This window comes from Oceanobacillus sp. B139/18, assembly GCF_055524595.1.
The window spans coordinates 91,750-111,580 of the sequence record NZ_JBVFXI010000007.1; the positions used below are offsets into that span (position 1 = coordinate 91,750).

Annotated in this window: 19 protein-coding genes; 16 read left to right on the forward strand and 3 right to left on the reverse strand. The window is 38.4% G+C overall.

Annotated features, from left to right (window positions below; translation table 11 throughout):
- Positions 1–99: 99 nt before the first annotated feature.
- The 12 genes from mnmE (at position 100) to ACZSMY_RS18560 (ending at position 13,697) form a co-directional block, all read left to right on the forward strand.
- Positions 100–1,476 carry a tRNA uridine-5-carboxymethylaminomethyl(34) synthesis GTPase MnmE gene (gene mnmE, locus ACZSMY_RS18505; protein WP_042528659.1) on the forward strand — a complete coding sequence of 459 codons (1,377 nt, stop codon included), beginning with the start codon at positions 100–102 and terminating at the stop codon, positions 1,474–1,476.
- A 34-nt stretch (positions 1,477–1,510) separates the two neighbouring features.
- Entirely contained in the window at positions 1,511–3,397 is a 1,887-nt protein-coding gene (gene mnmG, locus ACZSMY_RS18510; RefSeq protein ID WP_368901755.1) for a tRNA uridine-5-carboxymethylaminomethyl(34) synthesis enzyme MnmG, read from the forward strand.
- A gap of 266 nt (positions 3,398–3,663) precedes the next feature.
- Entirely contained in the window at positions 3,664–4,380 is a 717-nt protein-coding gene (rsmG, locus tag ACZSMY_RS18515; protein ID WP_042528663.1) for a 16S rRNA (guanine(527)-N(7))-methyltransferase RsmG, read from the forward strand.
- Between the two features lie 525 nt (positions 4,381–4,905).
- Positions 4,906–5,763, forward strand: coding sequence for a nucleoid occlusion protein (gene noc / locus ACZSMY_RS18520; RefSeq protein WP_042528665.1), 858 nt, complete (start codon positions 4,906–4,908; stop codon positions 5,761–5,763).
- A gap of 274 nt (positions 5,764–6,037) precedes the next feature.
- Positions 6,038–6,811: a ParA family protein gene (locus ACZSMY_RS18525; protein WP_042528667.1), complete on the forward strand. Its 774-nt coding sequence runs from the start codon at positions 6,038–6,040 to the stop codon at positions 6,809–6,811.
- On the forward strand, positions 6,792–7,631 hold the full coding sequence (locus ACZSMY_RS18530) for a ParB/RepB/Spo0J family partition protein (RefSeq protein WP_465148129.1): 840 nt from the start codon (positions 6,792–6,794) through the stop codon (positions 7,629–7,631). The genes ACZSMY_RS18525 and ACZSMY_RS18530 overlap by 20 nt, the downstream gene beginning before the upstream one ends.
- 850 nt (positions 7,632–8,481) lie before the next feature.
- A complete protein-coding gene (locus ACZSMY_RS18535; RefSeq protein ID WP_465148130.1) occupies positions 8,482–9,444 on the forward strand; it encodes a metal ABC transporter solute-binding protein, Zn/Mn family in 963 nt (320 codons plus the stop codon).
- Between the two features lies 1 nt (position 9,445).
- Positions 9,446–10,210, forward strand: coding sequence for a metal ABC transporter ATP-binding protein (locus ACZSMY_RS18540; protein WP_256705448.1), 765 nt, complete (start codon positions 9,446–9,448; stop codon positions 10,208–10,210).
- Positions 10,185–11,105 (forward strand): metal ABC transporter permease, encoded by a 921-nt coding sequence (locus ACZSMY_RS18545; RefSeq protein ID WP_465148131.1) that lies wholly within the window; start codon positions 10,185–10,187, stop codon positions 11,103–11,105. Before ACZSMY_RS18540 ends, ACZSMY_RS18545 begins: the two co-directional genes overlap by 26 nt.
- Positions 11,102–11,983 (forward strand): metal ABC transporter permease, encoded by an 882-nt coding sequence (locus ACZSMY_RS18550; protein WP_256705446.1) that lies wholly within the window; start codon positions 11,102–11,104, stop codon positions 11,981–11,983. Before ACZSMY_RS18545 ends, ACZSMY_RS18550 begins: the two co-directional genes overlap by 4 nt.
- Positions 11,984–12,129: 146 nt before the next feature.
- On the forward strand, positions 12,130–12,813 hold the full coding sequence (locus ACZSMY_RS18555) for a response regulator transcription factor (RefSeq protein WP_465148132.1): 684 nt from the start codon (positions 12,130–12,132) through the stop codon (positions 12,811–12,813).
- Positions 12,810–13,697: a sensor histidine kinase gene (locus ACZSMY_RS18560; protein ID WP_256705444.1), complete on the forward strand. Its 888-nt coding sequence runs from the start codon at positions 12,810–12,812 to the stop codon at positions 13,695–13,697. The genes ACZSMY_RS18555 and ACZSMY_RS18560 overlap by 4 nt, the downstream gene beginning before the upstream one ends.
- Positions 13,698–13,779: 82 nt before the next feature.
- Here the strand turns inward: ACZSMY_RS18560 and ACZSMY_RS18565 are convergent, their stop codons facing one another.
- A complete protein-coding gene (locus ACZSMY_RS18565; RefSeq protein WP_256705443.1) occupies positions 13,780–14,556 on the reverse strand; it encodes a hypothetical protein in 777 nt (258 codons plus the stop codon).
- A complete protein-coding gene (locus ACZSMY_RS18570; RefSeq protein ID WP_465148133.1) occupies positions 14,549–15,481 on the reverse strand; it encodes an ABC transporter ATP-binding protein in 933 nt (310 codons plus the stop codon). The genes ACZSMY_RS18565 and ACZSMY_RS18570 overlap by 8 nt, the downstream gene beginning before the upstream one ends.
- A gap of 437 nt (positions 15,482–15,918) precedes the next feature.
- On the opposite strand from ACZSMY_RS18570, the gene ACZSMY_RS18575 reads away from it, so the two are divergent.
- Positions 15,919–16,623 carry a DUF554 domain-containing protein gene (locus ACZSMY_RS18575; protein WP_042528678.1) on the forward strand — a complete coding sequence of 235 codons (705 nt, stop codon included), beginning with the start codon at positions 15,919–15,921 and terminating at the stop codon, positions 16,621–16,623.
- A 40-nt stretch (positions 16,624–16,663) separates the two neighbouring features.
- Here the strand turns inward: ACZSMY_RS18575 and yyaC are convergent, their stop codons facing one another.
- Positions 16,664–17,263 (reverse strand): spore protease YyaC, encoded by a 600-nt coding sequence (gene yyaC, locus ACZSMY_RS18580; protein WP_042528680.1) that lies wholly within the window; start codon positions 17,261–17,263, stop codon positions 16,664–16,666.
- Between the two features lie 78 nt (positions 17,264–17,341).
- Between yyaC and ACZSMY_RS18585 the strand changes: the two genes are divergently transcribed.
- The 3 genes from ACZSMY_RS18585 to ACZSMY_RS18595 all read left to right on the forward strand — a co-directional run bounded on the left by ACZSMY_RS18585 (position 17,342) and on the right by ACZSMY_RS18595 (position 19,811).
- Positions 17,342–18,361 carry a YkvI family membrane protein gene (locus ACZSMY_RS18585; RefSeq protein WP_193063761.1) on the forward strand — a complete coding sequence of 340 codons (1,020 nt, stop codon included), beginning with the start codon at positions 17,342–17,344 and terminating at the stop codon, positions 18,359–18,361.
- Positions 18,362–18,597: 236 nt separating this feature from the next.
- The gene (locus ACZSMY_RS18590) at positions 18,598–19,512 is read left to right on the forward strand and encodes a mechanosensitive ion channel family protein (RefSeq protein ID WP_256705440.1); all 915 of its coding nucleotides are present in this window, start codon (positions 18,598–18,600) and stop codon (positions 19,510–19,512) included.
- 104 nt (positions 19,513–19,616) lie between these two features.
- Positions 19,617–19,811, forward strand: a complete 195-nt coding sequence (locus tag ACZSMY_RS18595; protein ID WP_256705439.1) for a DUF951 domain-containing protein — start codon at positions 19,617–19,619, stop codon at positions 19,809–19,811.
- Positions 19,812–19,831: the final 20 nt, after the last annotated feature.

Below are 19,831 nucleotides of genomic sequence, written 5' to 3' on the forward strand. Positions count from 1 at the left end.
CCTTTTTTCTAAAACTATGTTATTCTTGATTGTTAGTGATAATAAAAATTAACGAATTAATTTATAGATATAGAATGAAAGGAAGGCAGGTGAATAAGTATGGATACAGATACAATAGCAGCGATATCCACTCCAGTAGGTGAGGGGGCGATTGCAATTGTGCGTCTAAGCGGACCGGAAGCAATTCCGTTAGCCTCGGATGTGTTTGAAGGAAAGAGCCTGAAAGAGGCAGATTCCCATACAATTCATTATGGGAAAGTGATTGACCCGGAAACAAAGGAATTAGCAGAAGAGGTTATGGTTTCCGTGATGCGTGCTCCGAAAACCTTCACCCGTGAAGATATTGTTGAAATCAACTGTCATGGCGGATTGGTTTCCGTGAATCGTGTGTTAGAGATTATGCTCGCAAAAGGAGCACGTCTGGCCGAGCCGGGCGAGTTCACTAAACGTGCCTTTTTAAATGGCCGCATTGATTTATCACAAGCGGAAGCAGTAATGGATTTGATCCGTGCAAAGACAGATAAAGCAATGAATGTGGCATTAAAACAAATGGATGGACGTCTGTCGAAGCTTATTCAGACGTTGAGACAAGAATTACTGGAGACCGTTGCCCATGTAGAGGTAAACATCGATTATCCAGAGTATGATGATGTTGAGGAAATGTCGCACACCTTGATGGAGGAAAAGACCAAAGAGGTGGGAGAAGAAATAGAGAAGCTTCTGGAAGTTGCAGCGCAAGGGAAAATTTTGCGCGAAGGCTTAGCAACGGCCATTATTGGACGTCCAAATGTCGGAAAGTCTTCCTTAATGAATACCCTGGTGCAGGAAAATAAAGCTATTGTTACAGAAGTTCCAGGGACAACGCGTGATATCATTGAAGAATATGTGAATGTCCGCGGGGTTCCTTTACGTTTAGTAGATACAGCAGGAATCCGGGAAACAGAGGATATTGTAGAGCGTATTGGCGTGGATCGTTCCAGACAGGTATTGAAGGAATCCGATTTAATTTTATTTGTATTAAATTATAATGAAGCTTTGAGTGAGGAAGATAAAAAATTATTTGAAGCTGTGCAAGGTTTAGAGTATATTGTCATCATCAACAAGACAGACTTAGAGCAGAAGTTAGATTTAGAAGAAGTACGGAAATTTGCAGAAGGCAAGCCTGTCGTGACAACTTCCTTAATTGAAGAGCAGGGTGTTGATCAGCTGGAGCAGGCAATTGCCAATACCTTCTTCTCTGGTGAAGTAGATACAGGCGATTTAACGTATGTATCCAATGTACGTCATATTCAGCTGTTAAAACAGGCAAAACAGGCTTTGGATGATGCTCGCGAGGCAATTGAGCTTGGCATGCCGATGGATATTGTGCAAATTGATGTAACACGTTCATGGGAGTTTATGGGAGAAATTATTGGCGATACAGCAAGTGACAGCTTGATTGATCAGTTATTCTCTCAGTTCTGCTTAGGAAAATAACGGATATGTTTATATAAAGGAAAGGAAGAAAAAAATGACTTACAACGCAGGAAATTATGATGTCATTGTTGTTGGAGCCGGTCATGCTGGAATAGAAGCAGCGCATGCTTCTGCCCGTATGGGGGCAAAAACATTAATGCTGACATTGAACTTAGATATGATTGCATTTATGCCTTGTAACCCATCTATTGGCGGTCCTGCCAAAGGTATTGTCGTACGGGAGATTGATGCACTTGGCGGAATTATGGGGAAAATCATTGATAAAAGCTATATCCAAATGCGGATGCTGAATACTGGAAAGGGGCCGGCTGTACAAGCATTACGTGCACAGGCTGATAAACCAGTATATATGCAGGAAGTGAAGAATCTGGTTGAAAATGAAGAGAACTTAACGGTCCGCCAAGGGATGGTAAACTCGCTTATCGTAGAGGACGGCATTTGTAAGGGAGTTATTACAGAAACAAAAGCAGCTTATTATGCTGAATCGGTTATTGTGACTACCGGAACATTTATGCGCGGGAAAGTGCTGATGGGCGATTTAGAATATGAAAGTGGCCCAAATAATCAGCGTGTATCCATTAAGTTATCAGAAAACCTGGAGGAATTAGGTTTTAACTTAACACGTTTTAAAACAGGCACGCCTCCACGTGTAAACAGCCATACAATTGATTATTCACAAACAGAAATTCAGCCTGGAGACGAGAATCCGAAAAGCTTCTCTTATGAAACAACGGAAGTGATTGAAGATCAAATTCCTTGCTGGTTAACGTATACGAATGAATTCACACATGAAGTAATTAATGAAAATTTGACGTTATCAGCCATGTATTCTGGTATGAAGCGGGGAACCGGGCCAAGATATTGTCCGTCAATTGAGGATAAAATCGTTCGTTTTAATGATAAGCCCCGACATCAAATTTTCTTAGAACCAGAAGGAAGAAATACAGAAGAGGTTTATGTACAAGGGCTATCAACTTCTTTGCCGGAGTCTGTGCAGCATGAAATGGTAAAATCTGTTCCAGGTCTGGAAAATGCAGAAATTATGCGTGCCGGCTATGCGATTGAATATGATGCGGTAGTTCCGACACAGCTGTGGCCGACATTGGAAACCAAACGTTTGCCTGGATTATTCACTGCCGGTCAAATTAACGGAACTTCAGGTTATGAAGAAGCAGCTGGTCAAGGCTTAATGGCCGGCATGAACGCAGCAGCAAAAGTAACTGGTAAAGAACCGATTATCTTAGATCGTTCCCAAGCATATATCGGCGTAATGATTGATGATCTCGTAACGAAAGGAACAAATGAGCCTTATCGCTTACTGACATCACGTGCAGAATACCGCTTATTGCTTCGTCATGATAATGCAGATTTACGTCTTACCGATATTGGCTACGACTATGGGTTAATTTCTGAAGAAAGATACGCTGCTTTCACAGCGAAGAAAGAGCAGGTGGAAGCAGAAAAGAAACGTCTAAATAAAATCGTGGTCAAACCAACGGAAGAAATACAAAACGTGATGAAATCGGCTGGTGCTGCACCGATGAAAGAAGCAGTTAAAGCATATGATTTATTAAAACGTCCCGAATTAACGTATGAATATGTCGAGCAAATGATTGAAATTGACGAGAATATCAGTAATGATGTAAAAGAACAGGTAGCGATTCAAATTAAATATGAAGGCTATATTAAAAAAGCAAAAGAGCAAGTAGCAAGAATGCTGAAAATGGAAGATAAGAAAATACCAGCAGATATCGACTATAATGCAATCAATGGCATTGCCACAGAAGCAATTGAAAAATTGAAAAAGGTACGCCCGCTTTCTGTTGGTCAAGCATCCAGAATTTCCGGAGTAAACCCGGCAGATATCTCTATTTTGCTCGTTTATATTGAACAAGGAAATATTGCCCGAATTGCAAATTAAAATAAGAAAATAGCGGCGTTATCCATACGTCGCTATTTTTCTAAATATTATACAGCGCTTTCTATTTTGATGTATCGATAATATTGATGCAGCAGGGGAGGGGAGTTCTCCCTGTATGAATAAAAAAGAATACATAAAACTCTCGCGTAATTGATATAAGTTGAAATTTGTATTTCAACTTATATAAAAAGATAAAGGATGCTTGATATCGAATTTATTTTTAACGAACAGATGATCAAATACAAATGAAGGAAAAGGAGACTATAATGAAACCAGAACAATTTGTCCAAGCGTTGGAAGAAAAAGGAATAACATTAAATGAATCACAACAACAAGCATTTCATCTTTATTTTCAAGAGCTTGTCGAATGGAATGAAAAAATAAATTTAACAGCAATTACAGAGGAAGAAGAAGTATATGAAAAGCATTTCTATGACTGTATTACGGCCGCTTTTCATACAGATATGACGCAGGAGCTGTCTATTTGTGATATTGGCGCAGGTGCGGGCTTTCCAAGTATTCCACTGAAAATATGCTTTCCACACTTAAAGGTAACTATTATTGATTCATTGAAAAAACGAATTACATTTTTAAACCATTTAGCCAATACACTGGGATTGACTGACGTTGCTTTTTATCATGACCGTGCTGAAAATGCAGGGAAAAACGATACATTCCGCGAACAATATGATTTAGTAACGGCCAGAGCAGTAGCCAGAATGTCGGTGTTGAGTGAATTATGTCTTCCATTTGTGAAAAAAGGCGGCTATTTTGTTGCGATGAAAGGATCACAAGCAAAAGAAGAGCTGGAAACAGGAAAAGCAGCGATTGAATTGCTTGGGGGAGAAGTAGAATCGATTGATACGTTCACACTTTCCCCTGATGCAGGAGAACGTTCTATTGTTAAAATCGCAAAGAAACGAAAGACACCAAAAAAATATCCTAGAAAAGCAGGAGTACCAAATAAAGAACCAATTGAATAGCTGCTTTTTAATCTAAAAAAAGATTCACAAACTGACAAAAAGATGCGCTTTCGATTATTTAAATTCATTTTATATTTTTTCAGCGGTAGGTATGGTAAAATAGAAACTGTACATATGGACTGTTCGTTGTTGTATTTATAAAAGGATAGATGCTATTATATGAATGTTGTACAGGTGAATAAACCATCTATATAATAGTAGATGAATTCACGAAGTAATTTGGAAAGTTTAATAATGTTTCACGTGAAACATTATCTTTTAATTAAGAAGTAAATTAGGAATGTTAACATATGAAAAAGAAACTTCTGCTAAAAATTGTCCGTTTAAGCGTGACAAGAGATGTTGAAGTTAACTTAAATGTTTTCGGTGGGACGCGTAATCACGAAATCTCTTCGATGGGGCAGGTGATTACAGCTCCGAGCTAATCTAAGTCCCGTTCTGTGAAAGCTCGTACAGCTTCGGGCTTTTATTTTTAATAGATTTGATAATGAATAGTTTGTTAATTTTAGAAGGTGGTGTCAGCAAGTGGTGAGTCCTTTTAATCGGATATTTGGAAAAAGCGATAAGGATCCAATTGATACGGAGAAGGTTTCCTATTCTTCAGATGAAGTGATTCAAATCGATATCGATAAAATTCAGGCCAATCGCTACCAGCCACGAACGATTTTTCAAGAAGAAAAAATAAAAGAATTAGCACAAACCATACACACACATGGAATGATTCAGCCAATTGTCGTTCGTAAACTAGATGAAGATTCCTTTGAGTTAATTGCAGGGGAAAGAAGATGGAGAGCAGTTCAGCATTTAGGCTGGAAACAAGTATCCGCAATTATTCGTGAAATGAGTGATACGGAAACAGCTTCTGTTGCACTTATTGAAAATCTGCAACGGGAAGAACTGACAGTAATAGAAGAAGCCATAGCATATAATAAATTGCTTGAGCTGCATGATTTGACGCAGGAAGCATTAGCGCAGCGTCTTGGTAAAAACCAGTCTACAATCGCTAATAAACTGCGATTATTAAAGCTTCCGAAAGAAGTGCAGGATGCTTTATTGGAAAAATTAATTACAGAAAGACATGCACGTGCTTTAATTAAGTTAAAGGACGAGGAACAGCAGCTTCTCCTGTTAAAAGAAATTCTTGAGAAAGAATTAAATGTGAAGCAAACAGAAGAGCGAATCTCTAAAATCAATGAGCCAAAAGAGGAAAAAAAGAAGCCAAAACCAAAATTCAAAGGTATTAATAAAGATGTCCGGATTGCAATGAATACAATCCGACAGTCCCTTAATATGGTGTCAGATACGGGTGTTGATGTGGAATCAGATGAACAAGAACTCGATGATTATTATCAGATAACCATTAAAATACCTAAGCAAAAATAGCAGCAGAATGAATTAGCATACCGGCTTTTCTTTGCCCATCTTAAGATTAGATGGGTATTTTGTTTTGAACATACATGATACATTTGCTCGGGTAGTATTTTGGATTGTTCTATATTAAAATTAAATTAAAAAATGCTAGAAAGCATCGTAAATTTAAAATAAATGCTATGATAGTGAATAGAGAAGTGATTGCTCAATTTTTTTTGATGAAAAGAATGAAATTTCATTTTATCAGGAAAAATTTGAACAACCTCCAACTAAGGTAGGTGTCAACATGGGAAAAATTATATCCATCGCAAATCAAAAAGGAGGCGTTGGAAAGACAACCTCATCTGTGAATGTCAGTGCTTGCTTAGCTTCATTGGGGAATAAGGTATTACTCGTGGACACAGACCCCCAAGGAAATGCAACAAGCGGGGTAGGCGTGAATAAAGCAGATGTCAGTCAATGTATCTACAATGTATTAGTAGAAGATACACCAGCAGCAGATGTCATTGTTCCCTCGAATTTAGAGAACTTAGATATTATTCCTGCAACGATTCAACTGGCAGGATCAGAAATTGAACTTGTTCCCATTATTTCAAGAGAAATTCGACTGAAAACGGCATTAAGCGAGATAAAAGACCAGTATGATTATATTATTATTGATTGTCCGCCATCATTGGGATTACTGACAATTAATGCATTAACCGCATCCGATACTGTTATGATTCCAGTACAATGTGAGTATTATGCATTGGAAGGCTTGAGCCAGTTATTAAATACAATACGATTAGTGCAAAAGCATTTGAATACAGAATTAATGATAGAAGGGGTTCTTTTAACGATGCTGGATGCACGTACTAATCTCGGTCTTCAAGTGATTGAAGAAGTGAAGAAGTATTTCCAAGATAAAGTATTTGAAACCATTATTCCAAGAAATGTTCGTTTAGGGGAAGCACCGAGTCATGGCCAGCCGATTATTTCTTATGATTCCAAATCTCGTGGTGCAGAGGTATATCTTGATTTAGCGAAGGAAGTGATGACAAATGCAGAGAGGGTTAGGTAAAGGAATTAACGCGTTGTTTCCAGAAGCTGAAAAAGACAGTAAAGATAATGTGCAGGAAATTGAATTATCTCATTGTCGTCCCAATCCTTATCAGCCAAGGAAGAGCTTTCAGGCAGATTCTATTGAAGAGCTAAAAGACTCGATTAAAGAGTACGGTGTTATTCAGCCGATTATTGTACGGAAAAGCCTTAAAGGTTTTGAAATTGTTGTCGGGGAAAGAAGATGCCGGGCAGCAAAAGAAGCTGGATTAGAGACAATTCCTGCTATTGTCCGTGAATTGACAGATGAACGCATGATGGAAATTGCGTTACTAGAAAACTTGCAACGTGAGAACCTGACTCCAATTGAAGAAGCACAAGCCTACGCTAATTTAGTAGACAGGCTGAATATTACGCAGCACGTCCTGGCTGAAAGATTAGGGAAGAGCCGTTCCCATATTGCGAATATGATTCGTTTATTATCCTTGCCCGAGGAAGTAATTGCTCATATTAATAATGGTGAGTTATCCATGGGACACGGACGGGCATTACTTGGGTTAAAAGAACAGGAAGTGATGCTTGCTGTAGCCAATAAAATACGCAATGAGAAGTTAAATGTGCGGCAGGCAGAGAAGCTTATTATCGCTATGAACGAAAAACAAGTGAAACAACAGAAGAAGAAGCCGAAAAAGGATGTATTTATCCAGGAAAGAGAAACGGTGCTTCGTGATACGCTTGGCACAGCCGTTCATATTCATAAAGGAAAGAAAAAAGGTAAAATTGAAATTGAATTTTACAATGACGATGATTTAAATCGTATTCTGGAATATCTGGAAAAATAGGAAACAGCCGATATACTGCAAATAAGCAGTATATCGGCTGTTTTTTTGTTAAAAAGTAAGAAAGTATAAAATGTTGAGGATAGCCGCTCCAACGGATTTCATGGGGTGAGTAATCTTAGGCTCCAGAAATACACTCCGCTTTCCGTGGGCCTCGAGCCCATCTCCTTTAAAGAAGACTTCCTGATTGGCAAGCCGACAGGCGCAGACAGAAGCATAGTCGCACTCATGCCCCGCGGGTAGAAAAAAAGAAGTCCGCTTTTTTCTGCGGGGTCTTCACACTGGGACTGGGATTGCGATTACTCGTCCCATCGAAACCCGTCGCAGTGGACATCTCTTTGGCAAGAATACTCGTGTTTTAAAGATCAAGCGGTATTCTTGGTTTTTCTTAATCGTCGTAAACAAGCTAGGTGTAGATGGAATGAAAGAAGTCATTTTGACAAAAAATAAAACTGTTTTATTTTATATGCTGGGAATATATGGTAAATAAAATTTCTGATGCTTAGGAAAGTTAGCTTTAGCCTAATAAGCTAAGCCTCAATATTTACGTATCCTGCTCAAAATGTAATTGCAGAGACTGTAAATACGATTTACTGTTTGCATATATGGATGAACGAATACAAGTTAAAAAATTTTTCACATGAAGAAAATATGTATTTAGATAGCTTAATTATTCTGAAAAGGTCTTTCAAATTAACTATGTAAACGTTTAATGGAATTTAATGTGTTAAATGTTTCCTTAGGGAAAAATAGTAGACTAGCTAAAATTTACTTGACAAAACGAAATACAATGCATAAAGTAGGGATTAGATAATAAAGTTTACCTTATGCAAAAAACGAGGGAGGAAGAAAGATGAAGAAAGCTTGGAAGAAAATACTGGGCTTTGCTATACTAACGGGAGTATTCGTTTTAGCAGCTTGCGGCTCAGACAGTGAGGAAGAAAACGGAAGCGGAGGCGCATCAGGTGACAAGCCAATTGAAATTGTCACAACAATTGCGCAAATCGGGGAGCCGATATCCCAGATTGGCGGAGACCTAGTAAATGTAGAGACATTAATGGGGCCTTCTGTGGATCCGCATTTATATGACCCAACACAGGGGGATATAGCTACGTTATCAGAAGCAGATGTCGTCTTTTATTCTGGGTTACATTTAGAAGCGAATATGGAAGAACCATTAGAATCAATCAGCTCCGAAAAACCAGTGTTGGCAATTGGGGAAACATTGCCTGAGGATGCTCTCTTAGAAGATGAAGAAGAGCCGGGAGCTCCAGACCCACACATATGGTTTGATTATAATCTGTGGCAGGGCGCATTAGATGTTGCAGTAGAAGAATTAAAAGAGTATGCTCCTGAGCATGCAGATGAACTGGAAGAAGGAAAACAGGAATATTTTGCACAGCTAGAAGAACTAGATGAAGAAGCAGCAAAATTACAAGATATCCCTGAAGCGCAGCGCGTGCTTGTAACGGCACATGATGCATTTAATTATTTTGGTCAGTTACACGATATGGAAGTAGTTGGTCTGCAGGGAATCAGTACAGAAAGTGAAGCCGGTGTTTCTGATGTGAATAATACCATTTCTATTATTGAAGAACATGAAGTTCCAGCTATATTTGTAGAAAGCAGCGTGAATCAGGACACGATCAATGCAGTTATTGAAGGAGCTTCCAATAATGGAATGGAAGTAGAAATCGGCGGAGAACTATATTCTGATGCAATGGGCGAAGAGGGAACAGACGAAGGCACATACATTGGAATGTATAAGCATAATATAAATACAATCTATGAAGCATTATCTGGAGGAGATGAGTAAGATGACATCATCTGTAATATGCGTAGATGATTTATCAGCTTCTTACCAAAAAAATAAAGTATTGAATGATGTAAGTTTTGAAGTGAAAGAAGGAACGATTACAGCGATTGTCGGTCCTAACGGTGCCGGTAAATCGACATTAATCAAGACCATGTTAGGACTTCACCCCAAGCTGACAGGAAATGTCAGATTTTGGGGCAGTCCTTTTAAAACTGCAAAGAAGAAAATCGGTTATGTCCCTCAACGCGGCTCGGTTGACTGGGATTTTCCAACGGATGCTCTGGATGTAGTAACCATGGGGCTATATGGAAAAATCGGCTGGTTTCGTATTCCTTCTAAAAAAGATAAAGAAAAAGCAATGAATGCCTTGAAGAAGATGGGTATGGAAGCTTATGCACATCGTCAAATCAGTCAGTTATCAGGAGGGCAGCAGCAGCGTGTATTCTTAGCACGTGCACTCGCTCAAGATGCGGAACTATACTTTATGGATGAACCTTTGGCAGGAGTAGATGCGTCTACGGAAAAAGCGATTATGACTATTTTGAAAGAATTAAAGAGCAATGGCAAGACCGTGTTGGTTGTCCATCACGATCTGCAAACCGTCCCAGAATATTTTGACCATGTCTTATTTTTAAATAAAACCGTATATGCTCATGGGAAAACAGAAGAAGTGTTCACAACGAATAATATAGCGACAACGTATGGTGGAGATATGCAATGGGTTGGAAAGGGAGATCAATATGTTATCCAATCTTCTTCACATTAATACGCTATGGGTGATGGCAAGTACTATGATTTTGGGTATCGCTGCAGGGGGAATCGGATGCTTAGCTTATTGGAAAAGACAAAATATGATGAGTGACGCTTTGTCCCACGCAGCATTACCCGGTGTTGTAGTAGCTTTCTTGATCATCCAGGAAAAAAATTTATTATTACTTGTTATTGGTGCAGCACTCAGTGCGCTTTTAGGGGCCTTTTTTATTCAATGGTTTTCGAGCGCGACAAGAATTACGGAAGATACCGCCATGGGAATGACGTTATCCGTCTTTTACGGTGTCGGTATTATGCTTTTGGCGATTGCCAACCGTTCTCCCGGCGGGAACCAGAGCGGATTAAATAACTTTATCTATGGGCAGGCAGCGGCAATGGTTCGTTCCGATGTCATTACAATGATTGCACTGGCATCAATTGTTATTTTGATTATATTCCTTGCTTTCAAGGAATGGAAATTATTCTTATTCGATGCTAACTTTGCAAAAGGTGTCGGAATGTCCATACGCGGCATGAACGTGCTGTATACCATCGTGCTGGTAACAACCATTGTTATTGGTATCCAGGCGGTTGGTGTTATTTTAATGGCTGCGATGCTGATTATCCCGGCTGTGAGTGCAAGATATTGGACGCATTCCTTTAAAATGATGATTTTGCTTTCTTCTGCAATAGGAGGCTTAGCTGGTGCGTTTGGTACATGGGTAAGCTCCACAGGAAGCGGATTGCCGACAGGACCTTTTATCGTCCTCACTTCCTCCACTGTTTTTATCCTTTCCTTATTATTTGGAAAGGAAAAAGGGATAGTTATTAATTTCATCCAATTTAAAATGCAGCAGCGGGCATCTCAAAAAAAGCATCCATTAGCAGCTGAAAAAGGAGGATCACAATGACTTATACGATGTGGATTATTTTAACAGCATCTCTTGTGGGTCTTTCCTGCGGCTTAATCGGTGTATATCTCATCCTGAAGAAACAGGCGATGATGGCAGATGCAATTAGCCATACGGTGCTGCTTGGGATTGTATTAGCTTATATGGTAACACAGCAGTTATCTGGAACCGCAATGCTAGTAGGCGGTATTTTTGCCGGAATTCTTACTGCATTCCTTGTGCAATCCCTTAATAACTTGAAGGTACAGCACGACGCTTCCTTGGGAATTGTATTTACAACCTTATTTGCCATTGGTGTTATTTTAATTTCTACCTCTGTTGGGAATGTGCACTTAGACGTACAGCACGCATTGATGGGGGAAATAACATTTGTTCCATTTACAACAATGGATATTCCATTGATCGGATCAGTACCTAAAGCCACTGCTATTCTTGCACTTGTGTTAATTGTTGTGATTTTCTTTATTATTGCCTTTTATAAGGAATGGAAAATTACTTCTTTTGATCCGGCGCTGGCAGCAAGCATAGGTATACCAGTGATTTTCTTTCACTACTTATTTATGACACTTGTGTCGGTAACCACCGTTGCTTCTTTTGATGCAGTCGGTGCCATCCTTGTGGTTGCCATGCTGATTACTCCAGCAGCAGCAGCTTACCTATGGACAGATAAATTAATCTTGATGCTGTTTTTAAGCGGTGGATTTGGCATCATCTCCGCTGTTGCAGGATATTGGGTAGCTACGTGGCTGAATACATCTATTTCCGGATCCATGGCGCTTATGACAGGCTGTATCTTTTTTATAACCTTCCTGCTCTCGCCAAAGCATGGTCTGATCTCGAGATGGGTTCGGCCGGCAGAAATCAGGGAAGAGGCGTAAAGTGAAACTTCCTCCAGCGGGAGATTTTCGACGCACCACGATAAAATCTTTTCAAAAGGGATTTCGTATCTGGAATAGGATATGGAATTCCTTTTTCTTTTGCTATACTTACAGATAAGAGAAAAAATAATAGGAGTAATCAACATATGGCGAAAATTTTAGTAATAGAAGACAATAACGAAATCAATCAAATGATAGTAAACCTGTTGTCAGAGCATTATCCCGTGGCAGGAGCTTATTCAGGTACAGAAGGATTGCTGTTATTTCAGCAGGAATCTCCAGATTTAGTTTTATTGGATATTATGTTGCCGGGAAAGAATGGAGACCAAGTATTATCAGAGATTCGTAAAGTCAGTGAAGTACCAGTGATTATGCTGACCGCTTTAGGGGAAAAAAAGTTAGTCAGTGAATATTTACTGAATGGCGCCAATGATTATATTACAAAACCTTTTGATGATGAGGAATTATTAGCTAGAGTCATGGTCCAGTTACGCCAATTCAGGCAGGAGTCCGTCACCGGGGGAGCGCAATCTATTAAAAATATTTATGTAGATAGTTCTAATTTTGAAATTTCACGCGATGGAAAAAGGGTGCGGCTTGGTAAAAAAGAATTGGAGATTTTAACCTGTCTATTAGAGCATCCCAGTCAGATTTTTACGAAAGAGCAGTTATATGAAAGAGTTTGGAAGGAGCAATATATGCCGGGGGATAATACGTTAAATGCGCAACTGAGTAATCTGCGAAAAAAGATTGCTCTTTTAGATTCAGAAGAAGAATATATTGAAACAATCTGGGGGCTAGGAGTGCGTCTGGCAGGTGATCAGAGATGACAGTCCTAGTTATTTTATTATCTACTGGTTTATGCTTCCTTTTTGCGTTTCTCTATTTTCGACAGAAACACGCTTTAAAAAGATTATTGATGGATATAGAAGCGAAGAAAATATCTGAAACCAATTTGTTGTTAACAAGTCGAATACAGAATACGGAAGTAGAAAAAGTAATAAAGGTGTTTAACCTGCTTTTTGAAGAGCTGAGAGAGACGAAAGTAGCAAGCAGGCAAGAGCAAGAAACGTTAAAATTAGCTCTTCACAATATTACGCATGACATTCGTACACCGTTGACAGTTGCCAACGGTTATACGCAGCAGCTATTAAGGAAGGACACCAGCGAAAAGTCAATCGTCGAGAAAATCCAAGATAATATACGTACAGTGTCTGGGCGTTTAGATATTTTACTAGAATACCAAAACCTTTTAGAGCAATCTATTGAACCTATATTTCAGTCAGTGAATCTTACAGAGCTTGTGAAGCAGGAATTATTACAATACTATGATGCTCTTCAGGAAAAGAATTTTAACGTTGATATTGATTTAGAACAAGCGTATATCATTACAAATGATGCCGATTTGTTAAAGCGAATCATGCAAAATATTTTTGGAAATGTGTTAAAGCATGGGAGAGAATATTTACAGGTTCGTGTAAGTGGAACACAAGAGAGAATCCAGTTAGAAGCGATTAATCGGGAGCGGCATCCCATTAAAAATTTAGAAAAGCTGACGACGCGTTTTTATTCAGAGAACATGTCTAAAACAGAAGACTCCTCTGGATTAGGTTTGTATATTGCAAGAGAGCTTACTGAATTAACAGGCGGCTATCTGATTATTCAAGAGAAAGAAGATTTATTTATGGTGATGTTAGATTGGCCACACAGCTAAAAGCAGGGGAGGGCAAGGTGGATCAAAGAAATAAGGTTCTATTGCCTGTCAGAAGCAATAGAACCTTATTTGTTTTCCTTTTTTATAAGCTTTTATTACGAAAAGCTTGATAAGCAATATAACTCATAACTATGATGACACCTAAACTGAAGCATAGGAAAACGAGCCAGGAAAAATCCGGCAAGTCACGTACCCAGGCGTAATTTATCCCATATTGAAAGTCAACATATTTCAACCAGCCAATATTGAAAAAAGCACTTAAAATATTAATAATCAATGGAAGCAGGATGACGCTAAGGATACCCGCAACGTTGGAAAATGTGATTATCAGAATGCAAAGGCCAATGATAAAAATGGCATGGAAAGCGATAAATTGGATTCCTATTGTTTGTAAAGCATTCATCCAGAAATCCTGTGGAGCGGTACCAAATCCATTCTTAACAGCAGCAGTAAGAAAAGCAGAAGCGTAATAAAACAGAAATTGCAGGAAAGTGACTACAATGAAAATCAAATACTTAGAACCGAAGTATTGAAGACGGGAGACGCCGGAAGTCAGTTGGTTTTTATAACTTTTATGTACTAAATCATAGCCTGCAATCATAACAAGTAAAGGCAGACAGAAATAAACCAGGAAGTTCGCCATGCTGGAAAAAGCAATGAAGGTCTGATAGCTGTCCCAATCATAAACCTGCAAATGGTTTTGCATCTCTGTCGCCCCATCTGAAGTATTTACACCAACATTTCCTGTGGCTTCTGCTGTAACGCTGATGACTACAAACAGGATTAATAAAAACTGGGTAATATAAAATCCTTTTGTATGGAATAAGCGGTAAAGATCTGCACGTATCGCATTAACCATAGGTAATCTCCTCCATCTCTTCATGAACTAGGCTTGTAAAATATTTTTCTAAATCTTGTTTTTGGTAGTAGATTCCATCGATAGGAATTTGCTCCTGCACCAGTAAAACAATAATATGATTGATGTGATGCGAGTCATCGAAAATATGCATTTTATCTTTGGCAATAATCTTAAGCTGATAATGATTTGTTTCTTGCAATACACGACTGGCATTTTCCATCTGTGAAGTCTGTAATACAATATATTCTTGACTCAGCGTCTCAAATTCTTCTTTTGAGATTTCTTTCACCAATTTACCATGATGGATAATTCCAAAACGGGTAGCAACATGATAAAGTTCAGATAAGATATGACTTGAAATAATAATGGTCATTCCTTGTTCCTGCTGCAGCCGTTTTAACAACTGTCGAAATTCAATAATCGAGAGGGGGTCTAACCCGTTAATCGGTTCATCTAGTATAAGAAAATCAGGACGGGATAAAATGGCGATCGCAATCCCAAGCTTCTGTTTCATTCCTAAAGAATAATGTTTGAATTTCTTTTTATCTTTTGGGTCTAATCCAACGATATTCAGCGTTTCCTGGATAATCGTTTTTTCGTCAGTAATTCCCCGTAGTTTGCAGTAATAGGCAAGATTTTCCCAACCGGAAAGCGACTCATAGGCGACAGGGACTTCGATAACACTGCCGGTTCTGCCTAAAGCTTTTACCCAGCTTTTTTCAGATGAAGAACCGAATAATGTAATCTTTCCGTTTGTTGGAGCAATTAGCTTTACAATGGATTTTAATAGGGTTGTTTTTCCCGCTCCATTTCTGCCAATTAAACCGTAGATTTCTCCTTTTTGTATGGATAAAGAAACGTTTTTAAGAGCATATTGGTCTTTATATTTCTTATTCAAGCACTTAATTTCTAATACAGTTTCCATTTCATTTACCTCCCATTCCTTATATTCTATATCATAAAGGGTGTTTCTCAGATTTTGCTCAATCAATTCTCAAATGTTTCTAAAAAATGAAAAGAACAGCATGATTTTTTTGAGAATATATTACCCAACGAAAATTTAAAAGAAGGTTCTCTATGATAAGCTTATTGGATAAAGAAAAAGCATTGCAAATTTATTGAAAGTTGATTATAATGCTCTTTAACTCTTTGTTTGATGAGATAGCTAATCATCTATATATTCATACATAAAACGAAATTTCATTCAGTGGGAGTTTTTATGGGAGGTTCTCCTTGATAAAACATATTTAGACGAAAATGTTTCACGTGGAACATTTTAAAAGAGGAATCCTGTAAAACTGTATAGACATAGGGGCTGTAAATACTTGTCCTGTTAAATCTCATGAAAATAGGAGGCAGGAAGTGGCTTTATTCGGAACAATTATTAATTTCGCATTTATTATTATTGGAAGCATCATCGGTTTATTTTTTACAAAAATTCCGGAACGGTTTAAAGAGACGGTGATGAACGGGATAGGACTGGCTATTGTTTTAATTGGTCTGCAGATGGCATTGCAGACGGAACAGATTATTGTGGTCTTATTAAGTTTACTATCTGGAGCAATCATTGGAGAAGGGTTAAAGATTGAAGAAGGCTTAAATCGTTTTGGAAAGTGGATTGGCTATCGTTTTGCAGCGAATGAGAATGATACAAGCATCTCGCAAGGGTTTGTAACAGCTTCTCTTATCTTCTGTGTTGGAGCAATGGCAATTATCGGTGCTTTAGACAGCGGCATTCGCGGAGATCATGGTATTTTGATTACCAAAGGAATCATTGATGGATTTACAGCACTTGTGTTAACGACTACCTTAGGCATTGGTGTGATCTTATCAGCCATTCCCGTTGTGCTTTATCAGGGAACGATAACGCTTTTGGCAACCCAAATTGACAAGTGGGTGTCGGCCGCTTTTTTAGATGGATTAATTGTCGAGTTGACTGCAGTCGGCGGTCTGCTTATCCTGGCAATTGGCTTCAATTTATTAAATATCACCAAGATTCGCATCGGGAATTTACTGCCAAGTATTTTGACAGTAGTCCTTGTTTACTATCTTTTTACTTTATTCTAGAACGAAAAAAATCGGGCAGAGAGAGCCCGTTTTTTTATGCTTAAATCATATTTTTAACTGTATTTATATGCCGGGAATAAGTTAATTGTCTGTCCACCTGTTTGAGTATGCCTGCTACTTCTAAAGCCATATCCATGACGAGTGACAGGCGGGTATTTTGTAAAACGGTTTGTTCCATAAATCCGCTGACATTGACAACCCCTGTAATGTTCATATTGCCAACCTGAGGGAGCTGTTTGTTTAATGCAAGACCAGGCTTTAAAGGCTTGTTTTCAGCAATTATACTTCCAACAGAGCTGCTTTTGCCCAGGCATGCATCAATGGCAATCAGATAAGGTTTCTCGTGATTTTTATAAATGCTTAAGAGGGATTCTTTCAGGTTAACCGCATGAACCGGCTCATGAATCGTTCCATAAACATGTAAATTTCTGGGACGCATTTCCTCGAAATACATACCAGCGAGCGGGCCTAATGCGTCTCCTGTAGAACGATCAGTACCAATGAAGACAGCGATATAATCAACAGCTTTCAAAGGAAACCAGGGCATGATTTGATTAGATAATGTTTTGGCTATGTCGGGTTCTTGATAATTTGCTCTAAAATGGTTTGATTGTATGCGTAAGCTTGTTTTTAGATTCATAGCAGTTCCTCCAAAATCATATTGTTACAGTATACGGTAATTTACGAAGAACTATACGTATGAATTGGAGGAAATACCATGTGGAGAAGAGGCCTGCAATGGACGGCATTAATCCTTGGTGCAACGATTGGTGCCGGATATGTATCAGGAAGAGAACTGTGGCAATTTTTTGGGCATGAAAGCGGACTGGCTATTGTGTTATTTTCTTTTCTATTTTCATTCTGCTGTTATGTGATTATGGCAATCAGCTACCAAATGAAAAGTGAAAATTATTTACCTGTTTTAGAAATAATTGCTGGAAAAAAGCTGACGAAGGCATTTGACGGATTAATCCTTCTGTATCTGTTCACCACGACGATGATTATGATTGCGGGAAGCGGGGCAACGGGGCAGGTATTTCATTTACCATATCCGGTCGGTATCGGAATTACTGGAATTGTACTTGTATTGTTATTTATTAAGGGAATAAACGGGTTATTGACTTTTAATGAACTTATATTGCCTATTTTGATTGGCGGGCTTTTGTATGTGTTAGCAATGTATGTTTCCAATCAAAATTTACAGCTGTTTGCATATTGGCACCAGCAGCGAAATTGGTTTTCCGCCTTTCCCTTTACAGCATTAAATATTCTTCCGCTGATTGCTATTTTAGGAGCGATTGGAAATAAGGTGAAGGGAAGAGGAGAAATTATTATTTGCTGTATTGGGACAGGGGTGTGCTTAGGAATTGTTTCGTATATTTACAATAGTAGCTTGATTCAAATCGCGGATGAAATTATTCTTTATGAGATTCCCTTATTCGCTATTTTAAAAGAATTTCCATTAGGGATGATTCTATTTATGTCTATCCTTCTTTGGCTGGCAATCTTTACAACCGCCGCTGCAGGGATGCTGGGTATCGCAACCAGGGTGCAGTCATTTTTAAGAGAAGAAAAGCCAATGTACCTGATTGTACTTATTTCGGTATTGCTTATGCTTCCATTAACAGGATTTGGTTTTGCTAATTTGGTGAATTTCCTCTATCCGCTATACGGTATTCTAAATTTATATATTTTAGCCAGACTGTTAACCTATCCGTTATGGAAAAAAACAAAATAATACTTCATTGATGAATAACATGTATATAACTTCTAAATAAAGGACTGTTAAAAAAATGAAGGTGTCAGAGAATAGTATAATCCCGATGTCATCTCAATTTATAAATAAAAAACTTGCAAAATATAAGATATATATGTTTATATTTTTGCAGATGGGAAAAACATTATGGTAGTATTTTTTAACATCCAATAATAGAAGAACTGTTTTATTAAGAAAGTGAAAGGAGTTATATACGCATGAACTTGAATTTTATAAGTCATCAATTTGACAGGTTATGGGATTATTTCAGCAATCCTGAATTGTGGTTAACCATTTTAGGAGGGGCCATCCGGATTGCTTTAATTCTTCTTATTTCTTGGCTGGTTGTCCGTATCGTGCGGAAAATAGTAGATAAATTATTTGTACAAAGGCAGCATGGGCCAATAAAGATTCCGAAACGCCGGGAAGATACACTGAAGAAATTGATTAAGAGTGTCGTTGCATATGTTGTTTATTTTATGGCACTTGTTATGATATTGGAAGTCTTTAACTTTGAAATTGGACCATTGTTAGCCGGCGCTGGTGTTGCAGGTCTGGCAATCGGTTTTGGGGCACAGAACCTTGTGCGTGATATCATTACTGGCTTCTTTATTATTTTTGAAGATCAATTTTCAGTAGGTGATTATGTGTTAGCTGCTGGAATAGAAGGAACAGTGGAAGAAATTGGACTACGCACGTCAAAAATTGTTTCCTGGACAGGAGAACTGAACATTGTCCCTAACGGAAATATTGATCAGGTAATCAATTATTCATCTCGAAATGGCCTTTCTGTTGTCGATGTAAATGTGCCGTATGAAAGTGATATCGCACATGTAGAACAAATTATTCATGAAGTAGCAGAAACACTGCCGGAAAAATATGATTTTATTTTAGGTGTTCCAGAGATTATCGGTGTTCAAAATCTGGATGTTTCTCATTTCGTTGTTCGTATTATTGCAGAAACAGAGCCGGTCTTCCAATGGGCGGGAGAACGGAATATCCGTAAAGAGATTCAGGACAAGCTATATAAATCCGGGGTTAAAATTCCTTCTCCTCGTATTGTTGCTTATTCCGAGCAGGAAATGGATCAATTAACACAGGAACGTCAAGAACGTCGGCAAAATCGAGGATAATCCTCCTTTAAATTTGCTATAATGTAATGTAAGAAAAGCGCTGCGTTTTCGTTAAAAAGGTTCTTGGAGCCAGACAGCATTATTTCAAAAAAGGAGCAGGAGTTATGGATAAAGAATTTGGTTTGCGTGACGTTGTCCAAATGAAAAAGCCGCATCCATGTGGAGAGAACCGATGGCAAATTATCCGGATGGGGATGGATATCCGGATTAAATGTCTTGGCTGCGGGCATAGTGTGCTTATCCCGAGAAGAGATTTTACGAAGAAGATGAAAAAAGTTCTAGAAAAACACGAAGAATAGTAAAAAATGATTTTACTGAT

Bases quoted from the DNA above. Each gene is read 5' to 3' on its own strand.
- mnmE (WP_042528659.1), top strand. From the start codon at position 100: ATGGATACAGATACAATAGCAGCGATATCCACTCCAGTAGGTGAGGGG.
- mnmG (WP_368901755.1), top strand. From the start codon at position 1,511: ATGACTTACAACGCAGGAAATTATGATGTCATTGTTGTTGGAGCCGGT.
- rsmG (WP_042528663.1), top strand. From the start codon at position 3,664: ATGAAACCAGAACAATTTGTCCAAGCGTTGGAAGAAAAAGGAATAACA.
- ACZSMY_RS18525 (WP_042528667.1), top strand. From the start codon at position 6,038: ATGGGAAAAATTATATCCATCGCAAATCAAAAAGGAGGCGTTGGAAAG.
- ACZSMY_RS18530 (WP_465148129.1), top strand. From the start codon at position 6,792: ATGCAGAGAGGGTTAGGTAAAGGAATTAACGCGTTGTTTCCAGAAGCT.
- ACZSMY_RS18535 (WP_465148130.1), top strand. From the start codon at position 8,482: ATGAAGAAAGCTTGGAAGAAAATACTGGGCTTTGCTATACTAACGGGA.
- ACZSMY_RS18540 (WP_256705448.1), top strand. From the start codon at position 9,446: ATGACATCATCTGTAATATGCGTAGATGATTTATCAGCTTCTTACCAA.
- ACZSMY_RS18545 (WP_465148131.1), top strand. From the start codon at position 10,185: ATGTTATCCAATCTTCTTCACATTAATACGCTATGGGTGATGGCAAGT.
- ACZSMY_RS18550 (WP_256705446.1), top strand. From the start codon at position 11,102: ATGACTTATACGATGTGGATTATTTTAACAGCATCTCTTGTGGGTCTT.
- ACZSMY_RS18555 (WP_465148132.1), top strand. From the start codon at position 12,130: ATGGCGAAAATTTTAGTAATAGAAGACAATAACGAAATCAATCAAATG.
- ACZSMY_RS18560 (WP_256705444.1), top strand. From the start codon at position 12,810: ATGACAGTCCTAGTTATTTTATTATCTACTGGTTTATGCTTCCTTTTT.
- ACZSMY_RS18565 (WP_256705443.1), bottom strand. From the start codon at position 14,556: ATGGTTAATGCGATACGTGCAGATCTTTACCGCTTATTCCATACAAAA.
- ACZSMY_RS18570 (WP_465148133.1), bottom strand. From the start codon at position 15,481: ATGGAAACTGTATTAGAAATTAAGTGCTTGAATAAGAAATATAAAGAC.
- yyaC (WP_042528680.1), bottom strand. From the start codon at position 17,263: ATGAATCTAAAAACAAGCTTACGCATACAATCAAACCATTTTAGAGCA.
- ACZSMY_RS18585 (WP_193063761.1), top strand. From the start codon at position 17,342: ATGTGGAGAAGAGGCCTGCAATGGACGGCATTAATCCTTGGTGCAACG.
- ACZSMY_RS18590 (WP_256705440.1), top strand. From the start codon at position 18,598: ATGAACTTGAATTTTATAAGTCATCAATTTGACAGGTTATGGGATTAT.
- ACZSMY_RS18595 (WP_256705439.1), top strand. From the start codon at position 19,617: ATGGATAAAGAATTTGGTTTGCGTGACGTTGTCCAAATGAAAAAGCCG.